Annotated in this window: 25 protein-coding genes and 1 rRNA gene; 17 read left to right on the forward strand and 9 right to left on the reverse strand. The window is 55.2% G+C overall.

Going from position 1 to position 22,702, the window contains the following annotated elements; genetic code table 11:
• Positions 1 to 2: 2 nt before the first annotated feature.
• On the reverse strand, positions 3 to 587 hold the full coding sequence (locus AC1HCZ_RS00895; protein WP_479461662.1) for a phosphoribosylanthranilate isomerase: 585 nt from the start codon (positions 585 to 587) through the stop codon (positions 3 to 5).
• Between the two features lie 25 nt (positions 588 to 612).
• On the opposite strand from AC1HCZ_RS00895, the gene AC1HCZ_RS00900 reads away from it, so the two are divergent.
• Positions 613 to 1,788, forward strand: coding sequence for an MBL fold metallo-hydrolase (locus tag AC1HCZ_RS00900; protein ID WP_479461663.1), 1,176 nt, complete (start codon positions 613 to 615; stop codon positions 1,786 to 1,788).
• On the opposite strand, the gene AC1HCZ_RS00905 is transcribed toward AC1HCZ_RS00900, so the two are convergent.
• On the reverse strand, positions 1,778 to 3,643 hold the full coding sequence (locus AC1HCZ_RS00905) for an arginine--tRNA ligase (RefSeq protein ID WP_479461664.1): 1,866 nt from the start codon (positions 3,641 to 3,643) through the stop codon (positions 1,778 to 1,780). The genes AC1HCZ_RS00900 and AC1HCZ_RS00905 overlap by 11 nt on opposite strands.
• A 245-nt stretch (positions 3,644 to 3,888) precedes the next feature.
• On the opposite strand from AC1HCZ_RS00905, the gene AC1HCZ_RS00910 reads away from it, so the two are divergent.
• From AC1HCZ_RS00910 to AC1HCZ_RS00920, 3 genes are all read left to right on the forward strand, one after another.
• Positions 3,889 to 4,260, forward strand: coding sequence for a roadblock/LC7 domain-containing protein (locus tag AC1HCZ_RS00910; protein ID WP_479461665.1), 372 nt, complete (start codon positions 3,889 to 3,891; stop codon positions 4,258 to 4,260).
• 14 nt (positions 4,261 to 4,274) lie between these two features.
• Entirely contained in the window at positions 4,275 to 4,532 is a 258-nt protein-coding gene (locus AC1HCZ_RS00915; RefSeq protein WP_479461666.1) for an RNA polymerase subunit Rpo13, read from the forward strand.
• A 104-nt stretch (positions 4,533 to 4,636) separates the two neighbouring features.
• Entirely contained in the window at positions 4,637 to 5,896 is a 1,260-nt protein-coding gene (locus tag AC1HCZ_RS00920; protein WP_479461667.1) for a 3-isopropylmalate dehydratase large subunit, read from the forward strand.
• Between the two features lie 54 nt (positions 5,897 to 5,950).
• Here the strand turns inward: AC1HCZ_RS00920 and AC1HCZ_RS00925 are convergent, their stop codons facing one another.
• Positions 5,951 to 6,631 (reverse strand): flavoprotein, encoded by a 681-nt coding sequence (locus AC1HCZ_RS00925; RefSeq protein ID WP_479461689.1) that lies wholly within the window; start codon positions 6,629 to 6,631, stop codon positions 5,951 to 5,953.
• Positions 6,582 to 7,169: a hypothetical protein gene (locus AC1HCZ_RS00930; protein ID WP_479461668.1), complete on the reverse strand. Its 588-nt coding sequence runs from the start codon at positions 7,167 to 7,169 to the stop codon at positions 6,582 to 6,584. Before AC1HCZ_RS00930 ends, AC1HCZ_RS00925 begins: the two co-directional genes overlap by 50 nt.
• Before the next feature lie 57 nt (positions 7,170 to 7,226).
• Here AC1HCZ_RS00930 and AC1HCZ_RS00935 point away from each other — a divergent pair, with 57 nt between their 5' ends.
• Positions 7,227 to 8,720, forward strand: a complete 1,494-nt coding sequence (locus AC1HCZ_RS00935; protein ID WP_479461669.1) for an ATP-binding protein — start codon at positions 7,227 to 7,229, stop codon at positions 8,718 to 8,720.
• 5 nt (positions 8,721 to 8,725) lie between these two features.
• The gene (locus tag AC1HCZ_RS00940; protein WP_479461670.1) at positions 8,726 to 8,941 is read left to right on the forward strand and encodes a hypothetical protein; all 216 of its coding nucleotides are present in this window, start codon (positions 8,726 to 8,728) and stop codon (positions 8,939 to 8,941) included.
• Here AC1HCZ_RS00940 and ribH read toward each other — a convergent pair.
• Positions 8,929 to 9,387, reverse strand: coding sequence for a 6,7-dimethyl-8-ribityllumazine synthase (ribH, locus tag AC1HCZ_RS00945; RefSeq protein ID WP_479461690.1), 459 nt, complete (start codon positions 9,385 to 9,387; stop codon positions 8,929 to 8,931). The two genes, AC1HCZ_RS00940 and ribH, sit on opposite strands and share 13 nt — an antisense overlap.
• Positions 9,387 to 9,944 carry an O-methyltransferase gene (locus tag AC1HCZ_RS00950; RefSeq protein ID WP_479461671.1) on the reverse strand — a complete coding sequence of 186 codons (558 nt, stop codon included), beginning with the start codon at positions 9,942 to 9,944 and terminating at the stop codon, positions 9,387 to 9,389. The genes ribH and AC1HCZ_RS00950 overlap by 1 nt, the downstream gene beginning before the upstream one ends.
• Positions 9,945 to 9,980: 36 nt before the next feature.
• Here AC1HCZ_RS00950 and AC1HCZ_RS00955 point away from each other — a divergent pair, with 36 nt between their 5' ends.
• Genes AC1HCZ_RS00955 through AC1HCZ_RS00975 form a run of 5 tightly spaced genes read left to right on the forward strand, consistent with a single transcriptional unit; the run spans position 9,981 to position 16,500 of the window.
• On the forward strand, positions 9,981 to 12,518 hold the full coding sequence (locus AC1HCZ_RS00955; protein ID WP_479461672.1) for a class I tRNA ligase family protein: 2,538 nt from the start codon (positions 9,981 to 9,983) through the stop codon (positions 12,516 to 12,518).
• A complete protein-coding gene (locus AC1HCZ_RS00960; protein WP_479461673.1) occupies positions 12,515 to 12,889 on the forward strand; it encodes a hypothetical protein in 375 nt (124 codons plus the stop codon). Before AC1HCZ_RS00955 ends, AC1HCZ_RS00960 begins: the two co-directional genes overlap by 4 nt.
• A gap of 4 nt (positions 12,890 to 12,893) precedes the next feature.
• The gene (locus tag AC1HCZ_RS00965) at positions 12,894 to 13,787 is read left to right on the forward strand and encodes a hypothetical protein (RefSeq protein ID WP_479461674.1); all 894 of its coding nucleotides are present in this window, start codon (positions 12,894 to 12,896) and stop codon (positions 13,785 to 13,787) included.
• Complete coding sequence (locus AC1HCZ_RS00970) at positions 13,784 to 14,686, forward strand: class I SAM-dependent methyltransferase (protein ID WP_479461675.1); 903 nt, start codon at positions 13,784 to 13,786, stop codon at positions 14,684 to 14,686. Before AC1HCZ_RS00965 ends, AC1HCZ_RS00970 begins: the two co-directional genes overlap by 4 nt.
• A gap of 29 nt (positions 14,687 to 14,715) precedes the next feature.
• Complete coding sequence (locus tag AC1HCZ_RS00975) at positions 14,716 to 16,500, forward strand: ATP-dependent DNA ligase (RefSeq protein WP_479461676.1); 1,785 nt, start codon at positions 14,716 to 14,718, stop codon at positions 16,498 to 16,500.
• Here the strand turns inward: AC1HCZ_RS00975 and AC1HCZ_RS00980 are convergent.
• Positions 16,493 to 17,575: a formate--phosphoribosylaminoimidazolecarboxamide ligase family protein gene (locus AC1HCZ_RS00980; protein ID WP_479461691.1), complete on the reverse strand. Its 1,083-nt coding sequence runs from the start codon at positions 17,573 to 17,575 to the stop codon at positions 16,493 to 16,495. The two genes, AC1HCZ_RS00975 and AC1HCZ_RS00980, sit on opposite strands and share 8 nt — an antisense overlap.
• A 93-nt stretch (positions 17,576 to 17,668) precedes the next feature.
• On the opposite strand from AC1HCZ_RS00980, the gene AC1HCZ_RS00985 reads away from it, so the two are divergent.
• A complete protein-coding gene (locus tag AC1HCZ_RS00985) occupies positions 17,669 to 18,829 on the forward strand; it encodes an aspartate aminotransferase family protein (RefSeq protein WP_479461677.1) in 1,161 nt (386 codons plus the stop codon).
• Complete coding sequence (locus AC1HCZ_RS00990) at positions 18,819 to 19,244, forward strand: hypothetical protein (RefSeq protein ID WP_479461678.1); 426 nt, start codon at positions 18,819 to 18,821, stop codon at positions 19,242 to 19,244. The genes AC1HCZ_RS00985 and AC1HCZ_RS00990 overlap by 11 nt, the downstream gene beginning before the upstream one ends.
• Here AC1HCZ_RS00990 and AC1HCZ_RS00995 read toward each other — a convergent pair.
• Entirely contained in the window at positions 19,234 to 20,364 is a 1,131-nt protein-coding gene (locus AC1HCZ_RS00995; protein ID WP_479461679.1) for a pyridoxal-phosphate-dependent aminotransferase family protein, read from the reverse strand. The genes AC1HCZ_RS00990 and AC1HCZ_RS00995 overlap by 11 nt on opposite strands.
• A 63-nt stretch (positions 20,365 to 20,427) precedes the next feature.
• Between AC1HCZ_RS00995 and AC1HCZ_RS01000 the strand changes: the two genes are divergently transcribed.
• On the forward strand, positions 20,428 to 21,180 hold the full coding sequence (locus AC1HCZ_RS01000; RefSeq protein WP_479461680.1) for an SAM hydrolase/SAM-dependent halogenase family protein: 753 nt from the start codon (positions 20,428 to 20,430) through the stop codon (positions 21,178 to 21,180).
• Complete coding sequence (locus AC1HCZ_RS01005) at positions 21,177 to 21,692, forward strand: nicotinamide-nucleotide adenylyltransferase (RefSeq protein ID WP_479461681.1); 516 nt, start codon at positions 21,177 to 21,179, stop codon at positions 21,690 to 21,692. Before AC1HCZ_RS01000 ends, AC1HCZ_RS01005 begins: the two co-directional genes overlap by 4 nt.
• On the opposite strand, the gene AC1HCZ_RS01010 is transcribed toward AC1HCZ_RS01005, so the two are convergent.
• Positions 21,689 to 22,102: a metal-sulfur cluster assembly factor gene (locus tag AC1HCZ_RS01010; RefSeq protein ID WP_479461682.1), complete on the reverse strand. Its 414-nt coding sequence runs from the start codon at positions 22,100 to 22,102 to the stop codon at positions 21,689 to 21,691. The genes AC1HCZ_RS01005 and AC1HCZ_RS01010 overlap by 4 nt on opposite strands.
• Before the next feature lie 105 nt (positions 22,103 to 22,207).
• Here AC1HCZ_RS01010 and cedA1 point away from each other — a divergent pair, with 105 nt between their 5' ends.
• Positions 22,208 to 22,495 (forward strand): DNA import protein CedA1, encoded by a 288-nt coding sequence (gene cedA1 / locus AC1HCZ_RS01015; protein ID WP_479461683.1) that lies wholly within the window; start codon positions 22,208 to 22,210, stop codon positions 22,493 to 22,495.
• An 88-nt stretch (positions 22,496 to 22,583) separates the two neighbouring features.
• Positions 22,584 to 22,693 (forward strand): 5S ribosomal RNA (rrf, locus tag AC1HCZ_RS01020).
• Positions 22,694 to 22,702 lie beyond the last annotated feature (9 nt).

Genomic DNA, 22,702 nt, shown 5'->3' on the forward strand with positions numbered 1-22,702 from the left:
TTTCACAGCGCGAGGCCGATCACCTCTGCTATTTTCATAATCTTTTCTGGATCCTTAACGCCGGGTTTGACCTCTATCCCGCTGCTGACGTCTATTAGGTCGGGCTTGAGGGAGGCCACCACCTCCTTGACGTTCTCAGGGGTTATCTTGCCCGCTACCCCCACCTTGGTCCACCGAGTTCCCCACGAGACGAACTTCTCTTCGAATGACTTTTTGTCCCACAAGACGTACTCCGCCCCCACGTATTTGAACGTGGTAGCCCTTACTGGGGCTATTGCGACAGAGACGTCGTACCCCTCTAGGAGGTACTTCGCCCTCAAGAACGTTGCCTCGTCCCCCCAGTGGAGCTGGACTACCTTGATTCCTGAGTTCAAAACCTTATCCAAGTTAAGAGGCTTGGTGGCGTCCACCACTCCCACGGGCTTGACGTGGGACGGGAGCACAGAGGCGACCTCCCGAGCGACCTCGGGTCCCACCAGCCTCGGGGACGGCGCGTCTATTATGATACCCACGTAGCTCGCCCCGGCCTCTACTGCCGTCTCCGCGTCTTTGGGGTTGGTCACCCCACACACCTTTAGCTCCGGCAAACACCCACCTCCGGCAAGCGAGGCTTTGAGGATAAAGGCTGTGGCAACGGGCTTCGGCGGAATATCCCTCGTCGTGGAGTGCGGTACGCCCTTCGCTTTGGACGCCGGCGTGGAGCCCGGGGTCGACGAGGTCGTCCTTACGCACGCCCACTTGGACCACAGCCTAATGGCCCCGGGCAAGAAGGTCTACGCCACTCTCCCAACTCTAGCATTGGCCAAGGAGTTATGGTTGGACGCCAAGTCCCTCACGCCGGACATCCCCTGGGACGTCGCTGACGTGCAGAAGAGCTTGAACTCCTCGTTACGGGCACCCTACAGGAGGCCGTTCAAGATAGGGGACGCGACGGTCACTCTGTTCAACGCTGGGCACGTCTTGGGAAGCTCGATGGTGTTGGTAGAGTGTGAGGGGAAGAGGGTCCTCTACAGCGGCGACCTCGGGACCTCAAGCTTCTTGCTCGACCACTGGTCGAAGGACGTGCCGCAAGTTGACGTGTTGATAACGGAGAGCAGTTACTTGTGTAAGGACAGGCCCTCTGCAAAGAGGGAATGGTCGAGGCTTCTCTACTTCTTAAAGCAGAAGTTGCGCGAGGGGCCGGTGTTGGTGGCGGCGAATGCGGTGGGAAAAGTTCAAGAAGTGGTGAAGTTTCTCATGAATTATAAGGATCAGATAGGGCTTAACGTGGTTATAGTGGAAGGGATGGGGTTCAGAGCTACCAAGATATATGATGAAATGATCGAGTACTTGAAGGAAAGCGAAGTGACGGCGTGGCTCAACGGGAGCAGGAGAAGGCTGACCGACTTCGTCGTGTTCCCCTCGTCTCTGGGGGAGAGGTTAGAGCTGTCGAGGCCCGGCACGGTCGTGGTCGCGCCCTCGGGCTCGTTGAGCGGCGGAATGAGCGTCTGGTGGGCCATTAGGGGAGTCCCCTACGTCTTGCTGGGCCACGTGTTCGAGCCCGCCTCTTCTCTCATTGCCGGCAACGAGGTCTCTTTGAGGGATCCCTTGGGCAACGAGGGCGTCGTAGGCCCTCCGGAGCTCCACTTGCAGATCTCGAGACACGCCACGAGGCAAGAGCTCCTACAGTTCATCTCTATGACTAAAGCCAAGGAAGTCTACTTGGTCCACGGGGACGAGGAGTGTAGGGAGGAAGCCGGACGCGCGGGCTTCCACAACTTGAGGGACGGGGAGGAGCTCACATTCTAGCCGGCGCTTCCACCCCCAACAGCCACAGCCCTCTCCTTAGCGTGTTCGCAACGGCCTTCACAAGAGCTAGCTTTAAGTTCCTCAAACCTTCGTCCGGCTCCTTCGCAACGGGTTCTTTATGGTAGAACTCGTTGAACTTGTCTGCCAATGAGAGCAAGTAAGTCGCTATTAGGTCCGGCTTCAAGTCTTCTGCGGCCTTCCTAGTGACCTCTGGAAACTCTGCTACAGTCAATATGAGGTCCTTGTACCTCCCCGCCATCGAGTAGTCAGCCCCTCCCAAGTCTGGTTCTCCGCCCTTCCGGAGTATCCCCATCGCCCTAGCGTAGGTGTATTGGAGATACGGGGCCGAGTTCCTCTCGAAGTTCAAGACCTCGTTCCACTTGAATGTTATGGGCTTTTCTGGGGATACAGAAACCATCGCGAACTTCACGGCTCCCACAGCCACCTTCTTGATTACCTCATCCACGTCCTCCGCTTCGCTCCTCCCCTCCACGAGTTCCTTCACTCTCCTCTCTGCTTCATCCAACAACCAGTCCAAGGTAATCATCCTCCCCCTCCTGCCGCTCATCTTCATTCCAGGAACGTTCACCATTTCGTAAGCGTAGTGGATCAAGTTCTCGGCGTAGGACCGGAAGCCGAGCTCCCAGAGTGCCAGTCGGAGCTGGATCTGGGGAAGCCTCTGTTCGGCCGCTATTACGTTTATTACTTTCTCAGCTTTGAACTCTTCAAACTTCTTTATGGTATATGCTATGTCCCTCGTGGTGTAGAGTGTTGTGCCGTCGGACCTCTTGAGGACCAAGGGAGGTATTTGGAGGCCCTTGGGTATTCTCAACCTCCTTCGAACTTCTTCGTTCAGTTCCTTGAATACCATAATTAAGGCCCCGTCTTTCTCGACCACCAAACCCTTTTCCGTCGCCATTTTTATTATCTTATCTACCTCGCCACTCCAGACCAAATCGCTCTCCCAGTCCCACTTGTCGACCTCTACATCGACCCTCTTCATGGTCTCCTTGAAACCTTCCAATACGTTATTTACCACCTTTCTGAATGCTTCCTTCACTTCGGGGTCGCCTTCTTCGTACTTTTTCATCAACTCCGATATCTTGGCGTCTGGGTCTTGGTCGTCGAACCTCTCCTTAATCTCCCTCACTATTTCCGGCCACTTGTTCTCAAGCTCTTTCAACACCTCTTCCCACTCTTCCTTCTCCTCGTCGTCCTTAGGGGACTTGAGCTCCACAAGGGTATTCACCGTGCTGTACACCTTCCCATACCAATGGTCCGGCTTCTCCCCCTCCGGAGGCTCGAGCCTCCCCAGCTTCAACAGCCCGTAGACCAACACAGCCACTTGCCTTCCCATGTCGTTTATGTAGAACCTCGACTGCACTTCAGCTCCCCAATTCTTCAGTATCTTGACCAGAGAGTCGCCCAAGAACATGTTCCTAGCGTGACCTACGTGGAGGGGGTGAACCGGGTTTGCCGAGGTGTGCTCTACGACGATACGCCCGCCGAACGACCACTTACCGTAGTCGTCTTCGGACGCCTCTCGGAGGACTCTCTCGGCTAGCCACCGAGCATCTAACACGATATTTAAGAATCCACCAATCGCCTTGACTTCCTCGACCCCATCAACCCTTCCCTCGATCTTTCCTTTCAGCTCTGAGGTGAGGACGTCGGGCCTGAGGCCTAACGTCTTCGCATATCTGAAGAGCGAGACCCCCAAGTCGCCCATTTCCGGAGCGGGGGGCCTCCCGGCAAGCCTTTCCAGCTCCCTCTCTTCAACGCTCACTCCCCTCTTTTTCAACTCCTCAGATATCAGCCTTAGGAAGTTCGACTTCGCCTCGCTTAAAGCGTACAAGCACATTCCCCTGCGAGGGTCGAACAAAACTTAAAGGTTTATGACGACGACTGGCTCGAGGTCCGGTGAGGAGTACTCCCGGAGCCGAATGGGTGAGGAGAAGGCATTTGTCTGAGGGATGAGCGGGATTGCACGTCCCGGAGCGGTGACGAGCCTCCACCGGCTGCGACCGAACTTTCGCACTATTGAGAAGCCTTTCTACTTACTTAAATATCGTGTCCCCAAAGCTACCGTGGGTATCGGGTTTGGCTGCTGAGACACCCTTGAGATTGGTACTAAACGAAATGATAAGGGTTGAAGGTATAAGGGCTATACTGGTCGTCTCCAAGGACGGCTTCTTGATCGACTATGTATCCCAAATGGGAAAGGAAATAGATCCCGAGAGCATCGCAGCGATGATAGTGAGCGTTTACGGCGCCTTGCAGAGATTCGCCGAGGAGTTCAACTTGGGCGAGATGGACATGGCCACCGCGGAGTATACCAAAAACATGATGCTTCTAACGGATATAGGGGATGCGATGGTGGTGGTAATTACAGATAGGACCGCCCTGTTAGGCAGGATAAGGTACGAGTTGAAGAAACAGAAGGACAGGCTCAAAGCTGCGCTGGCCGCCTAGCTCGGGGGAGGAGTATGAGTTTCGACGAAGAACCCTTCCTTTTTGGAGAAGATGAAAGTACCAAAGAGCTCTCCCTCGAGGAAGAGGGGGAAACCACCAAGGCTCCGTCTACGGAACGCTTCCCGCTGGAAGCTTATGAAGTGTCGGCCGAACTGGCCGAAATGTGGGACGGAGCCATAGAGGGTAAAATCGATTTGGAGGAGCTCAAGGAGACCTTGAGCGCCCTTCAGTCGCTCGTCTCGACCGGGCGGAGGCGCAAGAGGAGGAGGTGAGGCCTCCGGGTGCAAGCTCTGAGGGACAGAATGATGAGCCGGTCTTAAGGCCGATCCGCGCAAGACAAAAATTCCTCCTCTACTTCCCCTGCCGGGTCCTAATCGTGCCGAAAACCATGGCAGAGAAGGTGCTCGGCAGAGCCAGCGGTAAGGACGTGAGTCCGGGCGAGATAGTGGAGGCCAACGTAGACTTAGCTATGGTTCACGACTTGACCGGCCCCCACGTGGTGGAGGTAGTCGAAGAGATTGCTGGAGAGGTGAGGGTCTGGGATCCCGACAAGGTAGCCATAATATTCGACCACCACGTGCCGGCCGACAAGATAAGGGCGGCCGAGCTCCAGGCCATAATGAGGAGAGTTGCTAGGAAGCTAGGAATAAAGAAGTTCCACGACGTAGGCAGAGGAGGAATCTGTCACCAAGTGTTGGTCGAGGAACGCTACGCGAGGCCCGGAATGCTGATAGTCGGTGCAGACTCTCACACAGTGACCTCTGGGGCAGTGGGCGCCTTCGCTACCGGGATAGGCGCGAGCGATATGGCGATGGTATGGCTCACAGGCAAGCTGTGGTTCAAAGTGCCAGAGTCCATAAAGGTCAACATCACGGGCGAACTACCCAAGGGCGTTTACGCAAAAGACGTAATACTACACATAATAGGCACCGTAACCGTCGACGGCGCCACCTACAAGGCTGTGGAGTACCACGGAGATACGGTAAAGAGGATGAGTATAGCAGACAGAATGACGCTCGCTAACATGAGCGTGGAGATGGGCGCAAAGGTGGGTATGGTACCGGCCGACGAGGTTACAGTGAGGTTCTTCGATGAGGTCGGCGTGAGCGTCAAGCCCTTCGGCCCCGATCCCGGGGCACACTACGAGGACGTCTGGGAGTTCGAGGTAAGCAAGCTGGAGCCCCAAGTCGCTGTGCCTCATAGCGTAGACAACGTGGTCCCTGTGGGCGAGGTGGAGGGAGTCCCAATAGACCAAGCGTTCATAGGCAGCTGCACCAACGGGCGATACGAAGACTTCGTAGAGGCGGCGAAGGTATTGAAGGGGAGGAAGGTAGCTCCGGGAGTTAGGTGCATAGCAATACCCGCTTCCCTGAAACAGTATATGAAGTTGCTCAAGGAAGGGATAATCGATATCTTGGTCGAGGCGGGCTGCTTCGTGGCTCACAGCACTTGCGGACCTTGCCTCGGAGGCCACTTGGGAGTACTGGGCCCCGGCGAGGTGGCCGTGTCCTCTAGCAACAGGAACTTCAAGGGGAGGATGGGTCATCCGGAGAGCAAGGTCTACTTAGCCAGCCCGGCCACTGTGGCGGCCAGCGCGGTGGAGGGCAGGATAGCTGACCCGCGAAAGTACCTCTGAGAGCCCTCGGTGAGGCTAGGGGCTCTTCACCGCTCCGGACCGGCCTGGTGGTCCTCATCGGACTCCCAGCACAGCGGCCAGCTCTTGCGGAGACTTCAGCACCTTGGCCAACCTCTCCAACTTTTTCAATATTTCTAGCTCTAGCTCGTGGACTTCAAAAGGCGCCTCTGCGAAACAAGACACTGCGCCGAAAGGACACTTGTTCACGCAAACCTCGCACCCGACGCACTTCTCTAACAATATTCGCCTAACCTTCTCCCCCACTATGGCTCCAGTGGGACAAGAGGCTTGAGGAGGACAAACCTCGCACCCGACGCAGTCCTTAATAACGCACGGCAAGGTGGTCGACTTAACCCAAGGGGCGTCGGTAGGTAAGGCCAATATTTCTACTCCAGCCTTCCTGGCCATCGCTAAGGCAGTGGTGACCAAGTTATCTGCTATTCCTAACACGAACTTTGCGGCGGTGTTCGCGGTCATCGGCGCTACGACCACGACGTCGTAGGCCTTCCTCATAACCCTGCCGTACACGTGGGAGAGGGGCTTGGGGTCCACCTCGAGCTCCCTGTAGTAGCCCCCCGTGGCGGCCTCAAACCGCTTCAAGACCCCGTATAACTTCGCCACTTCGTACCCTGCCCTAGTAAATATCACGGTTACTTGTGCCCTCTCGACTAACTTCTCGAAGACCTCAGCGCTCTCCTTCATCCAGTGTCCGGCGCCAGTGACGGCCCAGAGCACCTTCAACGCCCATCACCTTAGACAGTTCGAACTTCCTCTCCTTCATCGGGTCTTTTCCTCCCCCTTCCAGCCCGCTAACGAACACCTTGCTAGCAATAATTGAAGCCAATAACTTCGCCTTGTCGCCGTCACTGAAGGCCGGCACGCAGAGTCCCTCACCTCGGGGGCTCTGCACCACGGGGATTACTCTCCTCCCTAGGGGGACTTTAATTAGCTTTTCGAAGTTGTCGCCGTGTAGTACTAAGAAGAGCAACTTCTCCTCGGAGGCCCTCGTGAGCTCCTCGGGCCCCACTCCGTCGCCGTCGGACAAGAGCACGTCGTAGTCCTCCAGCCCCCTCGCCGCTCCGTCCACCGCCAGCTTCGGACATCCCGTCCGGGGCTTCCCGAAGGGACCGACTACTTCTATACACTCAAAGCGCGGGAGTTCCATCCCTTTATTGAAGAGGGCCGCGGCCTCCCACGCGCGCCTCTCCCTTTCTACGCTTAACCCCAAGGCTCGCAACATTTCGAGTAAGTAAGGCTCCCAGCGGAGACACAAATCATGAAACCCCTCGCTAATAAACTCCCGGATCGGGCCTCACCCGGTCGAGAGGGAGTGGGCGGCACCAAGAAATTGGCTAGGGACAACCAGCACAAGTCAGCAAAGATCTTGATCAATGAGATGCTAGGGACCAAAGTGCTCTACGAGGTGTCTAAGGGGTTCAAACCGGACTTCTCGGACAACTTGCTCCTCTCCTCAAACTTGTATTTAAGGATAGAAGAACTGGTCCTCGACGAGGTGCTCGGAGGGATCAAGCTAAAGGAACCTGCCCCTAACATATACGTCAAATTCAAAAGCTTCGTTAACGCTAGCTCGGTTGACGTTTTCGCCTCTTTCGTCAATTACTACTTGCATTTGTTAGCGTACAAGGCTGACGTAAACGTAGCTTTGGTGGCATTTGACGAAGTTAAGAATAAGAATAGAATAATAACGAGGAGGTTCGTCGCGTTGGCGCAGAAGCCGCGGGGTTCGAGCGGGGAGAGCCGCGAGGACGATTCGACTGTACTGATAGGGATGCTCTTCTCGGATAACCGAGCTAAAAGGTACGACCACAAAGCGTTGATGAGGAGGGCTAGGAACGCGGTCCAGAGCTTCTTGCAGAAGTACTCCCGCGAGCTGGGGGACTTGAACCTAAAAATAACCAGCCCGACGCTGTTCATCCACGTGGCCGCAGAGTTCCCCGAGAACGAAATAAAGATAGACGTGAGGGACGGTCATGAAAGTATAAAGATAACCATACCCTTGAAGGTCCCAGAATGGAACTTGAACGACTTCCCGGAGGAGTTGAGCGAAGAGTTAAGAACGCTGGTCATAGATCCCATCGTCAATAAGATGGCGTTCGCCCCGAAGGGGATGTTACTCGTCGGTCCTCCCGGCGTGGGCAAAACCATCTTGGTCGAGGCGGTCGCGGGAGAGTTGGGGAGGAAGCTACTCGAGTTGGAGCCAGGGATGTACAGAAGCATGTGGTACGGACAGACGGAAAAGATTCTAAAAGAGATATTTAGCGCGGTCAACAAAAGGAAAGACGAGGTAATAGTCCTTATAGACGACGCCGAGTTCTTGATGGACCGCGGGCTGGCCGTTCACGAGGGCTACGTCAGCGAGATGAACGTGTTCTTGAAACTCTTACAGAACAAGGAGAGGCCTCTAATAGCGCTGACTACTAACCATCCCCAGCTGCTCGACCAAGCCTTAGTGAGGCCTGGCAGGGTGGACTTAGCGGTGATAGTTGGTTACCCCGACAAGGAGTTCAGGAGAAAGATAGTGAAGAGGACCGCGAGGAGGTACGAATTGGAAATAGACGACCGTTTGGTTGAGAAGGTAGTCAAGGTTACCCGGTGGTTCAGCAACGCCGAGATAGATTCGTTGATAAGGATGGCGGCAGCCAAAGGCAAAGGAACGATAACCGAGGAGAGCGTGGAGTGGGCCAGAAAGAGGTTTCACATAGACGAAGGCGAGAGGGAAAGGCTTCAAGAGTCGCTGCGCTGGTACGTCAACAAGTTGCAGGGGATGGTGGTGAGCTACGTCAAGAGCCCTTGGGAGGTGTGACTTGAGTGGCCATAACGTGGGAACCGGTCTGGGAAGTGATCACAGTGGAATACGAAGGTATTAAGATAAGGGTTCTGAGGGATAAGGAGACCGGCTTGCTGGCTTGCCCTATATGCTTGACCGAGACCGTGAAAAAGAAGGAGAGGAGGTCAGCAGACGAGGGGACGTTCTTCTTTGACGTACACTCCTTGATAGCTCACCTCACCACTCACGCCGGCTGAGGCCCCTCGTTCAGCCTCTTCCAAGCTTTGACGGCGGCCTCCACCGCGCGGCGCGCGTACTCTTCTATCCTCTCGGCAGCCTGCTCCCGGGTGGCGCCGGGGCCTATTATCCCCAAGGTGACGGGTCTCCCGTACTCCAGAGACAAGTCCATCAATTTCCTGGCCACTTGGTGGGCCACTACTTGATCGTGGTCCGTCTCACCCTTTATTACTGCACCCAGGACGGCCACGGCGTCGCAACCCTCGTCTAAGAGCCTCTTCGCGGCCAGCGGGGCCTCAAAGGAGCCGGGTACCTTGAGCACCAAGACTTCGTCGACTCCGAGGAACTTTGCGTGATCTAACGCCTTTTCTAACATAAGTCTTGTTATGTCGTAGTTGAATTCGGACACCACTATGCCGAGCCTCAAGTTTCCAGCACCTTCTGTCGTGTTCCAGGGGTCACGTATCAAGTTTTAGTAGCTACCACGAGGCCTAGGGACGTCGGCACTACCAAGTATTTCACCTTAAGCTCCCTGAGCTTTTCAAAGAACTCTGGGGGCGGCGCTGGAAAAATCGCGTTGTGGAACATCATCACGCCGCCATCACTCAACTTCTCGTAGAGCAGTTCTAACGCTCTGGGGTACTGTTCCTTGTCGACGTCTACGAAGGCAAAGGCGACAGGCTCCTCGAACTTGTTTAAGAAGTCCAACGCGTCTCCGTGCACGGCCTCAAAGCCGGTCTTTTCTGATAAAGACTTCAATTCTTCGAACAACCTCGCATCCCTTTCAACCGCTATGAGCCTCTTCCCGAAGGTTTTTGCTGGTTGCAATATCCATAGTGCTGAGAAGCCTAACCCGGCGCCCAAGTCCAGCGCAACGCCCTCCGCGCTGGCCAAGGCGGCAAACGACGTCCCTTGAAGCACGTAGGCGTCTTCCAGCGGTATGTGAGGTATTCCCAGCCTTCGCGACCTCTCCATTACATACCTATAGAGTTCTTCAAACCCCGTCATCTTGTGATTACCCATTAATTCCCCATATAAACTTCCTCACTGGGTGTACTGTTGCAACAGAAATTCTTCGTTACTGCAGCTTTTCCTTACGCTCTCCCTTTAGACTTGGACGAGTTAGTCACTAGAATCCGCTCTTACTTGATAGCTGACGTCTACGCTAGGTATCACGAAGCCAAGGGTAAGAAGGTACTCTTCCCCATGGCGTTTCACTACAGCGGTACGCCCTTAGTTTCTTTCTACGAGAGGCTGAAGTCGCGCTCTCCGGAGCTGTTGAGGCTGGTAAAAGAGTTAGGAATAAGCGAAGACGTAAAGAGTCCCAAAGAGTTAGGCGACCTCATGTCCAAAAAGCTTAAGGAGCTGTTCGAATCACTGAAGCTGAGGATAGATTGGGAGTACTCGTTCACTACTGAGGACCCGGGGTTCAAGTCGTTTGTAAAGTGGTTGTACTTGAAACTTAGGGATAAGGGCCTCGTAATTAAGGGCACGTACCCGGTGCCGTGGGACCCGGTGGAAGAGGTTCCGGTGAGCCCCCACGATACGGAGGGCTTCAAGCAGATAAAGGTAGGGTCGTTCTTCTTGTTAATGTTCGAATTAAGTTCGGGCTTGTACTTGCCGGCGGCCACCAGGCCTGAGACCTCCTTCGGTATAACCAACCTATGGATCAACCCTAAGGCTGAGTACAAGATAGTGGAGTTCAAGGGCAAGAGGATGATTATGTCATCTAAAGCAGCTTTCAAAGCGAGGTTTCAAATGGAAGAGGTCATTGAGATAGGCAAGATAGACCCTAAGGATATACTCGGCAAGAGGGTCACGAACCCCATAACGGGCGAGAGCGTTCCCATCTTGCCGTCCACCATGGTAGACCCCGACAGAGGGAGCGGAGTCGTCGCCTCGAAGCCGGCTCACGACGTGAACGACTACCGGGAGGTACAGAAACTCTCGGGCAAACCCTTCGTGTTGGAAAGCTTAGGCGTCGACCCGAAGGAGCTGGCGCCGAAAGTCGTAATAGAACTGCCCGGCTGCGAGGTCCCCGCAGAGTGCTTTAAGGACAATAGGGAACTCGTTTTGGCCGAGAGAAGCAAGGGCAAGCTCAAGCCGGAGGCCATCTTGAAGGCTCTGAAGGGCTTAGATGACCCGTTCCTCAAGGGCTTGCTGTTGACTGCGCTGTCCGAACGTCCCCCCTTGGAGGCTTCTGAGATCATAAAGAGGGCGGCCATCATAGGGGGAGTAGCTTTAGAGTTCTACGATATATTGAACGGACCGATATTGTCCAGGTTCGGCAACGAAGTGGTCGTGAAGGTCCTCAAGGATCAGTGGTTCTTGAACTACGACGACGAAAAGTGGAAGAAGAAGGCCCTGGAGGTTCTGAGCCTAATGGACGTAGTGCCCAAAGAGGCTTCGAGATCTTTAGTAACAATTATAGAGAATCTAAAGAAGAGGGCGTTTGCATTGACGCGCGGCTTGGGTACCCCCTTGCCTTGGGAAGAGGAGTTGGTAATAGATAGCTTGAGCGATTCTACTCTGTACTACTTGTTCTACTTGTTTGCGGACATTCTCAAGGATAAGGAAGTTAAGCCCGAGGTGTGGGACTACTTGTTGTTAGGAGAGGGCAAGCTGGAAGAGATGAAGTACTTAAGGAAGAGGTTCTTGGAGTGGATGCCGTTGGATATGAGAGTGGTTCACGAGGAGCTGTTGAACAACCACGTTGCATACATGTTGTTCCACCACGCGGCTCTCTTCGGCACCTCCAACGTTCCCAAGAAGTTGATGGTTACCGGAGAGGTGGAGGACGTGAACGTGAACCCGTTTAAGGAGGACCCTCAAGCCTTGAGACTGTACTTGCTGACCGCGGCGAAACCTACCTCCTCTTTGAAGTTCTCGGAAAGGGGCCTCCGGGAGGCGCAGAGGAGGTTGGAGGAGGCATACAAAGGGTGGCCTTCGGGAGAGAGGGAGGCCGGGGAGTTGGAGGAGTGGCTCAAGTCCGTTCTGGCGCTGAGGGTCCAGAGGGCCGAGGCGGCGTTAGACCAAGGCGACGTGAGGGAGGCCGCCCTACAAGCCTTGGGCTTTGCGAGGGACTTGAAGAGATATTACCAGAGGCTAGAGGACAAGGGGTTGCCCCCCTCCAAGGAGGTGAGGGAGCTGCTGAAGCTGTGGGGCTCGCTGCTTTACCCCTTCGTCCCCTCCCTGGCCGAGTCCTTGGGGGGAACTCCGCGTTGGCCCTCAATAGAGCGAAACTTAGAGGTGGAGGCCAAAGAGGCGTATTTCGACATGTTACTAAATGAGATAAAAAAGGTAAAGTCAGATAAAGTCCTAGTAGAGGTAGCACCGAGGGAGGCCACTGAGGCGCTCAGAGAGGTCGTGGAGAGCGTGGAGGAGGGAGTCTGGGAAGAGCTGGAAGACGTCCCCCGGCAGCTGTTGGAGAGGGCTCTGAAGTTGAGCGACGAGTGGAGGGAGCTTTTATACTATATAAAGGACGAATACCAAGTGGCAAGCTCGCTGAAGGAAGAATTAGAGAGAAGGACCGGCAAGGAGGTCGAAGTGAAGGTAGGTAACGCTCAACCCTTGTCGCCTAAGGTGAGGGCCCTTTGAGCCGCGAGGCACTGGCGCAGAGGATGTCCAAGGCATTCAAGGCTTTGGGATTTTTCATTTTTGAAGCGGAGGAGCTTTCGAGCGTTAAGGAAGTGCTTGAGGAAGCGAAGCTCCACGAGACGTTGAGGGTTGTAAAGCTCGGTGACGTGGACTTAAGGCTTAAAAACTTGAACTTCGAGACGTCATACTATATGGTTACTTTGGACTTGGAGAGCTGTTTGGGCTCTTGTAAGGACGACGAGTGTTTGAAGGCGTGCGCCGAGGAGAAGAAGGAAGCTGTGGCCAGAGCGTTGTCAGAGGTTAAGGGACAGAGGCCGCGGGACCTATCCTCCCTATTAAAGAGGCTGCAAGAAGACGCGGGGAGGCAGTGAAGCTTTGCCCAAAACGGTAGAAACGCGAGGCTTGACCTTTATCAAGGGTCCCGGGCTGGACCACGTTATAGAGGAGAAAAAGGTCAACAGAATAGTAGTTTTGGACCCATACTTCGGAGACATCTACGGGGACTACCTCTTCGCTGGTTATGAGGTGGTAGAGGAGTTCCCGAAGGCTGCGTTGCCCGACGTGGTGGGCTTCCATACGGCAGCCGTACTCATCAGCAAGAGGCCGGCGGTGGTGGTTTGCGGCTTCGACCCCCTGAGGTGCGCGGTCTCCCTAGCGGCTTACTTGATAAAGGAAGAGAGGGTGAGCGTAGAGGAGGCGGTAGCCGAGGCCGAGGGGGCGCTGTCGCCCCTCTACGGCTCCGTCAATCTCCCCCGCGTCTCCCGGAGGGGACTCGAGGCTTACGCCCGCTTGGTCGGCCTCTTCGGGAATTACTTAGACGCCATCATGGCTTTGGGTTTAAACTACGAGTTCGGCAAGGGAGCCCTTCACTGGGGGGAAAGCGTGACGTGGGCGAACTCCATGGGCTACGACGATCCCCTATTCCTGGCGACGGCGCTCCACTTCTTGGCTGAGGGCCACGGAAAAAGGAAGGAAGTCTTTGAGAGGAGGCTAGAGGTCGTGAGGCGCGAGGCGCTGGAGGAGATGCTCGGCGAGGAGGGACTGGAGGCCCTAGAGCTCGTGAGGGAGTTCGCGGAGGGGAGGTCGAGGGAGCTCGAGTTCCTTGAGGCCCTCCGGCCTGGGGAGGGGTACGTGCGGGAGGTGGAGAGGCGAGGGGACGAGGCGGTTGTGAGGTGTATGGGCTGCGACGTCCTCAAAGGCTTGACCAAGCTTCTCCCCATCGAAAGGGTTGGCGTTAGGAAGGTAGCGTTCGAGCGGGTGACCATTTGAGGCTGCTCAAGAAGATCGCTAAGGAGGTTTTGGGCGACGAGGGGGTCTGGAGCAGAATAGACGTCGTCGGCGACATAGCTTTAATTCACAGGAAGTTTGACTACCCAATAGATAAGCTGAAGGTATTGGGAGAAGTCCTCTTGAAAAAGATGCCAGGGATAAAGTCCGTCTGGGCAATAGAACCCGGTACGAAGCCCCCATACGTCTTGAGGGACTTGATACACTTAGCTGGTGAGAAGAGGACCGTGACGGTTTATAGAGAACACGGGTGTGAGTATTTGGTTGACGTGAGCAAGGTCTTCGTGGTTCCCCGCCTCTCCGGCGAACACATGCGCGTGGCGAAGCTAGTTGAACCTTGGGAAGTAGTCTTCAACATGTTTGCCGGTGCGGGGCTTTTCTCGATCCTTATAGCTAAGATGAAGGGGGCAAAGGTGTATTCGGTCGACATCAACGAAGAAGCTTACAAATACATGATAGAGAACGTGAGAAGGAACAAGGTAGAGGGGCTCGTAGTACCGATCCTAGGCGACGCAGCCTCCGTGAGCTTGTGGCTGAGGGGAACGGCAGACAGGGTTCTGATGCCCCTCCCGGAGCTGGTTCCCGATTACTTGGACTTCGCGCTGTTGGCGTTGAGGTACCCCGGAAGGCTTCACATGTACTTACACGTGTTGGTCAAGAAGGGCGAGAGGCCTAAGGACGCGGCCGCGAGGGTCGGAGTCCCGCTTGTAGCTAAGAGGTGTTCGTCCTTCGAGGTCGAGCGCGTCAGGCTCGTCAGAACGGTGGGGCCGAGGGTGGCTCAAGCGGTCTTGGACATCTTGTTGGAGAAGTGTAACCCCTCCCCTCGGCTAGGCAAACCTCACAATCCTAGGGAGTTCTTAGCCACCGCGCCCCTCAATTAGTCCTCCTCGCAAGGCTCTGGGCCCGCGCGTTGAAGTTTTCGGAGGTCGTAGACGTCCTCGAAAGGTTGGAGAAGACCACTTCGAGGACTCAGATAGTTGCTATACTAACTAACTTATTCAAGAAGGTGGTTGAAGAGGACAAGGAAACGATAGATAAGGTCGTCTACTTTATCCAAGGCAAGCTGTGGCCAGACTGGTACGGTTACCCGGAGATAGGGATTGGTGAAAAGGGAATAATAAAGGCGATATCATTAGCGGCGAACGTTAAGGAGAGGGAAGTGGAGAACTTGTACAAACAGCTGGGAGACTTGGGCTTGGTGGCGGAGAGGCTAATGGCGAAAACGCCCAAAGGGGGCTTGATGATGTTTATGACGAGGAAAGAAGAATTAACGTTCGAGAAGGTATATGAGACATTGAAGAAGATAGCCTTCATGCAGGGCGAGGGTAGCAGGGACCTAAAGATAAAGACCCTCGCGGGCCTGCTCAAAGAGGCCTCGCCGAAGGAGGCTAAGTACATAGTCAGGTTCGTTCAAGGAAAGTTACGCTTGGGCGTCGGGGACGCATCCATAATAGAGGCCTTAGCCCACGTAGCTGGAACCACGAAGGACGTGGTGGAGAGGGCCTACAACTTGAGGGCCGATCTGGGAGCTATAGCGAAGATTACCGTTACCGAGGGCCCGGAGGCGCTGAAGAGGGTGAAGCCCAAGCCCGGAATCCCGGTTAGGCCCATGCTCGCCGAGAGGCTCAACGATCCCACCGAGATATTAAAGAAGTTGGGGGGCAAGGGGTTGGCCGAGTTCAAGTACGACGGCGAGAGGGCGCAGATACACTTGCTCCCGAACGGTAAGGTAATGATATTCTCCAGAAGGCTCGAGAACATAACTAGGTCCTACCCCGACGTGGTCCAGTACGTCAAGTCCGGCTTGAAGGTCAAGGAGGCGATAGTTGAGGGGGAAGTAATTGCGGTTAATCCGGAGACCGGGGAACCCAGGCCCTTCCAAGAGCTGATGAGACGGAGGAGGAAACACGACGTAGCATTGATGATGAGCGAGATACCGGTTAACGTGAAGTTGTTCGACATAATATACGTAGACGGGGAAGACATGACGAGCAAACCGCTCCCACTCAGGAGGAAGAGGCTGGAAGAAGTCGTCGAACAGAGCGAGGAGCTCTCGCTGTCCGTAGCAAAGCTCGTCACCAAGCCTGAAGAGCTCGAACATTTCTTCCACCAGTCTATATCAGAGGGGCACGAGGGCTTGGTGGTAAAGGCGGTTCACGAGCAGAGCGTTTACCAAGCTGGAGCTAGGGGGTGGTTGTGGATAAAGTACAAGAAAGATTACAAGAGCGAGATGGTCGAGCCGGCAGACTTGGTAGTGGTGGGCGCCTTCTACGGAAGGGGGAAGAGGGGAGGCACGTTTGGGGCCTTATTGGTTGCCGGTTACGACGAGAAGAGGGACGCCTTCGCCACCGTGTGCAAGGTCGGTTCCGGCTTCAGCGACGAGGAGCTGGCCAAGCTCCCCGAACTCTTAAAGCCTTACATAAGCGAGACTAAGCCGCCAAGGGTAATAAGCAACGTTAAGCCCGACGTGTGGGTGAGGCCGGCGCTCGTGGCGGAAGTGATAGGAGCCGAGATAACGCTCAGCCCTGTCCACACTTGCGCCAAGGACGAGGTGAGTGCGGGGAGCGGGCTGGCCATTCGCTTTCCCCGCTTCATACGTTGGAGGCCCGACAAGGGGCCGGAGGACGCCACCACTTGCAAGGAAATAGTGGAGATGTACAAAAGCAGACTCAAGAAGGTGGAAGAGCCTACGTGACGAGCTCGGTGAGCCTCTTGGTCTCCCACGCCAGCCTTATCTCCATAGCAATTCTCCGCCCCAAGCTTATCGGCCTTCCGAACTGAAGCTTGGAGTACTGGCTGCCCACTCCCATGTATATGTTGTTCCCGCCCCCAATCCTCGGGGCCACGTCGAACACTACGAACTCCAGTTCAGGCGTGACCACCGCTTGGAGGGTGAAGGGCCCGATGGCGCCGGGGGGCTCGAGCTTCCTTGCGGCATTCACGAACCTCTCTCCCATCTCAAATACTTTCTCCAACAAGCTCTCCCTCAGCGTGGCTGGAAGGTGACCTACCTCTATCATCCTTGGGTTTCCAGTCAGTCGGAGCTGTTCCCTCGCCGGCAGCCTCAGCCAGCCGTCCAAGTCGCTCTGTATCCTCCTGTCGACTGAGTGTAGCTCCAAGTCTTGAAGCAAGGGGCTATAGAAGTAGTTTATGTTGAAGTGCGCGCCCAAGACTAGCTCCTCTATAGACGCGTTCTTCAGCCCTTCATCATCTATGATCCCGGATTCCTTGAGCTCTCGAACCCTCTTCTGGTAATCTTCCTTGTCCATAGCTATGAAGAACCCCCTCTCGACCTTCCTTCTCGCCTCCGGGACCTTCACTATCACAGGCCTGTCTATTTCGTCTGGCGTCTCAAACAGCTTCGGCCTCTTTATTCCTGCTTCGTCTAACAACTTGTAGTAGTTCTTCTCTCCGACCCTCTCTTCCCATCGGAGCAAGTAGCGGTTCCCGAATACAGGTACCTCGAACTCTTGCTCTATAGCGTCGTATCCTACGTAAACTGCGAAGCTTCTGTTGGGCACGAAGATGGTGGCCTCCTCCCTAAGCCTCCTCTGGACGTCCTCCTTGAGGACGTCCTTGAACTTGTCTAGGAGTATACATTCGTCTACAACCCGACTGAACTTAACGTACGGCCTTTCTCTCCCTTTTTGGCAGACCGCGATCGTCCTGAAGCCCTCGTCCTTTGCGCCGTCAAACAAATCCAAGGCGGAGTGGCTGGCTATTGCGGCAATTGAAGGCTTCTTTTTATACTCGTTAACCAGTTCCTTCATTTCGTCGCTCAGGCCCAAGGCCTCCCACTCGGTCGGCACTTAACTTAGATCCCTTGAAAACCCCACGCCGGATCTCCCAGGGGCGCAGAAGCCTTGGAGGCCAAGCTCTTGCGCTTCTACCCGCCTAGGGGCTTAAAGATAGTAAAGGCTTACATGCAGTACGTGTGGGACGAGAAGTGGAACAAGTACTTGGATTACTACAACGGTTATGGAGTGGGCTTCTTAGGTCACAGGAACCCGAGGGTAATTGCGAAAATAGTGGAGCAGTTGGGTACCTTAATGATAAATTCGCCCTCTTTCGATGATCCAGCGAAGGAGGAACTAATGAAAAAGCTCCCTAAAGTCTTGTCTAGCTCGTTGCTTAACGTTTACTTCCAGAACTCCGGGGCAGAGGCAGTGGAGTTGGCACTCAAACTTGCACTCAACTATACCAAAAGAGACAAGGTGGTGGCCTTTAAGAAGGCCTTCCACGGGAGGACTCTGGGCGCCCTCAGCCTCACGTGGGGCTCTGAGTACCGTAAGCCGTCCGAAGGGGCCCTCTACAAGAACGTAGTGTTCGCCCAGTTCAACTCGACCGAGGAAGTGGACAAGATAATAGACGAGAACACGGCGGCCGTCTTCGTGGAGCCCGTGCAAGGCGAAGGCGGCATAAACCCGGCCACGCCGGAGTTCATGAACGCCTTAGCGAAGAGGTCAAGGGAAGTCGGTGCGGTCTTAGTCTACGACGAGGTACAAGCGGGCTTCGGCAGGACGGGCTACGTGTGGGCTTACCAAGGGCTAGGAGCCCCGGACCCGGACGTGCTCATTGCTGGAAAGGCGATAGGCAACGGTTACCCGGTGTCCATGGTTGCAGTTTCTGACAAAATTGCTGAGAGCGTGACTCCCGGGATGCACGGCTCGACGTACGGCGCGAACCCGGCTGCTCTCGCGGCGGTGAGCGGGGCGGTGGACGTCTTATTGGAGGACGAGGTCCCTAGGCATGCCAGGGAGAAGGGTAAGTTGTTCCAAGAAATGCTGGAAGAGAAATTGAAGGACGTCAAATTGGTTCGAGAGTGTAGGACCGTGGGCCTAATGATCGGCGTCGAGCTCAGAGTCAAGCCCGGCAAGTACATCGAGGCCTTACAGAGGGAAGGCGTGCTAAGCTTGAAGGCCGGAACGACTGTCGTGAGGTTCTTGCCCCCGTACGTTACCACTGCTGAAGATATTAACCTCGCTACCGACAAACTACGAAAGGTGTTAGTTAGTGAAGTTTGAGGTTCGGGTACCTTACCCCTTGACCCTCGCTAAGAGGGGCGACAAGAGGCTCGTGGTGTTCCTAGAAAAACCCGTAGTAACCATGAATACCGAGAGGCCGTGGGCCCTTATATCCTTAAGTGGAATAGGCTTGTTTGAGGGAAAATCCCTCGTAACGAAGAAGGATGATTTCAGAAAGCTCACCATATTGATCACTTCTTTCGATCCGAGGCCGTCCGAAAAGGACCCGGAGGAGGTGTTGGAGCAGTTGCTCTCGGGCGAGGGGAGCTGTTGGAAGGAACTATGGGGGCACAAAGCAATGGTCTGCAGGGACGTCGCCTTAGTGCCCGGGTCAGTCGCGCTCCCCCCTTTGGGCTTTGGGGTAATTAAGACGAGAGTTGACTCGATAGGCCCTCGGATAAGGATCACAGCTTAGACTTGTAATCCTCTACCAACTCTTCTACCAACTCCTTCGTCGCTCCGTATATTTCCGCTAAGAAGGAGAGTGCCTTGTAGACGACGTCCTCCCCGTACCACCCCATCGTCCCTATTCTTATACTGACTTCCTTTAGCTTCCAAGCTCCCCCGCCTACGTCTATCCCCCACCTCTCCCTCGCCAAAGCCCTCGCCACTGAAGGCCTCATCCCCTTGGGCAATATGGGAACTACTATAGTGTTGGACCTCCACCCGCGTTTCGGGTAAACGCTCCCGCCGGCGCGTTCCACCAACTCGTTCATAACCTCTGCGAAGGCCGCGTGTCTCCTTATCCAACCGTTTATCCCAAACTCGTTAATTATTATGTCGAGAGACTTGTTGAGGGCGTACATTAAGCTTACGGCCGGCGTAGCCGGCGTCTCCCACTTCTCTAAATAGAACTTTTCGTAGCTCTCCAAGTCCCAGTAGACGCTCTTCTTCTCGACCTTCTTCATCTTCTCGACCGCCCTCTCGCTCCAAGCCACGAACGCCAGGCCCGGGGGAGCCATGAGGGCTTTCTGGGACGCAGAGGCTACAGCGTCCAGCTCCATGGACTCCACGTCTAAGGGGTGGCCGCCTAAGTAACTCACCGCGTCGACGAGCAACAGTGCGTCGTTCTCGTGGGCTACCTTCGCGAGCTCTTGTAGGTTGTTGTGCGCGACCCCCGTGCTGGTCTCGTTCGCTACTACCCCCACGACGTCGGCCCCGCTCTTCTTCAGCCCGTCGTCCAAGGCTTCGGCCGTGAGCCCCTCACCTTCTGGGACCTCGAGGAGCTCCACTTCCGCGCCCAACGTCCTCGCTATCTTGGCCATCCGGTCGCTGAACGTCCCAGTCTGGACTATTAACATTTTCTCCCCCCTCTCTACGAAGTTAGCTACCATCGCTTCCACCGCTCCCGTCCCCGAGGCGGTGAGGAGCGCGACCCTCTCTGTGCCGAAAAGCTTCTGTAGCTTCGACGTAACATCCTTCATGAGCTCTCTAAACTCGGGTCCCCTGTGGTTTATCATAGGTAGCGCTTGGGAGAGCTCCACTTCCGGGTGGAGGCTCACCGGTCCGGGGAGTAAGAGCTGCAAGCGCTTCATAACTCCTCTCCGGCTCCACCCTTGATAATGAGAGGACTTAGTGCGAATCGCTCGGGAAGCGCTTTGTTGGCGCTAATTACCGACTACGGATACAAGGACGTCTACGCCGGGATATTGAAGATTGTTGCAAAGGAAGTTTGTAAGGACACAGAAGTAATAGACGTCACCCACGGCATAGAACCGTTTAACGTGTTGGAGGGGGCTGTGGCGGTGTTGGTCGCAGCGAAGCACTTACCCGAGGGCTCCACTCTAGTGGCGGTAGTAGACCCAGGGGTCGGGGGCGAGAGGGAAGCGGTGGCGGCCCGCATAGGGAAGAGGTTCCTCGTGGGCCCCAACAACGGCCTCTTGTGGCTGGCGGCGGAAGAGCTCGGAGCAGAAGAGGTCGTTCGGATAGAAAGGAAGTTAGTGAGCTATTCCTCCCACACCTTTCACGGCCGCGACGTCTTCGTCCCGGCGGGCGCCTTCTTGGAGTGCGGCGGCAAGCTAGAGGAACTGGGCCCCAAGACCTCCTTGGCCCCCCTCCCTCTAAGGCCGTTTGCGAAGGTAGAGGAAAAGAAGGTAGAGACAACCGCGGTCTACGTAGACCGCTTCGGAAACGTAATGACTTGGGCAAAGGAGGCCCCCTTCGAGCTAGGCGAGCCGGTTAAGGTAAACGGGAGGCCGGCCCGGTTCGTTAGGACCTTCTCTGAAGTGAGGCCCGGGGAGCTGGCGGTCTACATAAACAGCTTCGGCTACCTAGAGGTGGCTCAATACATGGGTAACGCGTCGAAGAGCTTAGGCCTAAGGCCGGGAGATGCGGTGGTGGTGGAAGCTTGAGGGCCTTGTTCCCCGGGAGGTTCCAGCCCTTCCACAAGGGCCACCTGGAAGTGGTCAAATGGAGCTTGGACAAGGTAGACGAGCTAGTGATAGTGGTCGGGAGCGCTCAAGAGAGCCACACCTTACAGAACCCGATGACCGCGGGCGAGAGGGTTTTGGCTATCAGAAGGGCCCTTGAAGACGATGGAATAGACTTAAAGAAGATATACATAATCCCGGTGCCGGACATATTGATGAACTCAGCTTGGGTGGCTCACGTGAAGACTTACGTCCCGCCCTTCGAAGCAGTAGTGACTAGGAACCCACTGGTGAAGGTACTATTCGAGGAAGCAGGGTACAAAATCCTTGAACCGCCACCTTTCTCGAGAGAAAAGTACGTGGCGACCAACATAAGGGCTCTGATGGCCTTGGGAGATCCCAAGTGGGAAGAGATGGTTCCTAGGGCGGTGGCCGAAACTATAAAAGAGTTGGGGGTATTAAAAAGATTAAACGAACTCGCGAGGAGAGATTAATCTATGTATCCCATAGCCTTCAGGTACCCTTCCTCGCTGCCGTACTTAGCCTTGTACTCCTCCACTATGTCATAGCCGAACAATTCCTTATACTTCTTCCTCCCTTCCTCCTTCATCTTGAACGGCGTCCAAGGGGGGTCAAACGTCAGATCTATGTCTACATCCTTAACGCCGGGTATCTGTTTCGCCATGTTTACTATTTGCCACAGTATCTGGCCTCCGACCGGACACGCTGGCGAAGTCAATGTCATCTTTATCTTAACTACTCCATCATCGGTTACGTCGAGGTCATATATCAATCCCAAGTCCCAAACGTTTATCGGGATCTCAGGATCGCTAACCTTCTTTAACACCTCTTCGATAACCCTTCTCTTTATCTCCTCTTTGTCTACCTTGGCCTGTTGACTCAAGGCGTGGTACCCCCAGCTCGCTTGTATCTAGATATTTAATGTGGAAGAGTTTCACCCTGGCCCCTCAGTTAGGGTTGACCGGTTCAACACGTACGGGGAGAATCGGTGGACTTTAAGGAACTAGTGGATACTATACAAGACTGGACCCTCAAGATAACTGTTCTGGCTTGGGCGCTCGTGGGGCTATCATGGGTTCTGGGCTGGGCTCTGAGGGGCGCGCCGATACCCATTTCTAGAATCAAGAGGCTAGGCCACGGCATAGTTGAGGACGCAGTAATAGCCGCCTTGTGGTTAGCCTTAGGCAGTGCCGTGTTCTACTTGATATCTGTAGTAGCTAAGAGTTTTTTGCCCCAGGCAACAATAGAGGTAAAGCCGCCCGTGAGCGCGCGATGAGGGCACTATGGCGGAACCGATGGGTGAGGAATTAGCCGGGCACCGAGCGCAAGTTATTTAAACTGGACTCGATACCTCACCCACGGCCCGGCCCGGCCACAGCGACCGGGCAACACCCGGACCCATTTCGAACCCGGAAGTTAAGCCGGTCGCGCGGGGTCCGGCGGTGGCGTCCGAGAGGCGCCGCAGCCGCCCCGTGCTGGGACC

This window comes from Ignicoccus sp., assembly GCF_056435145.1.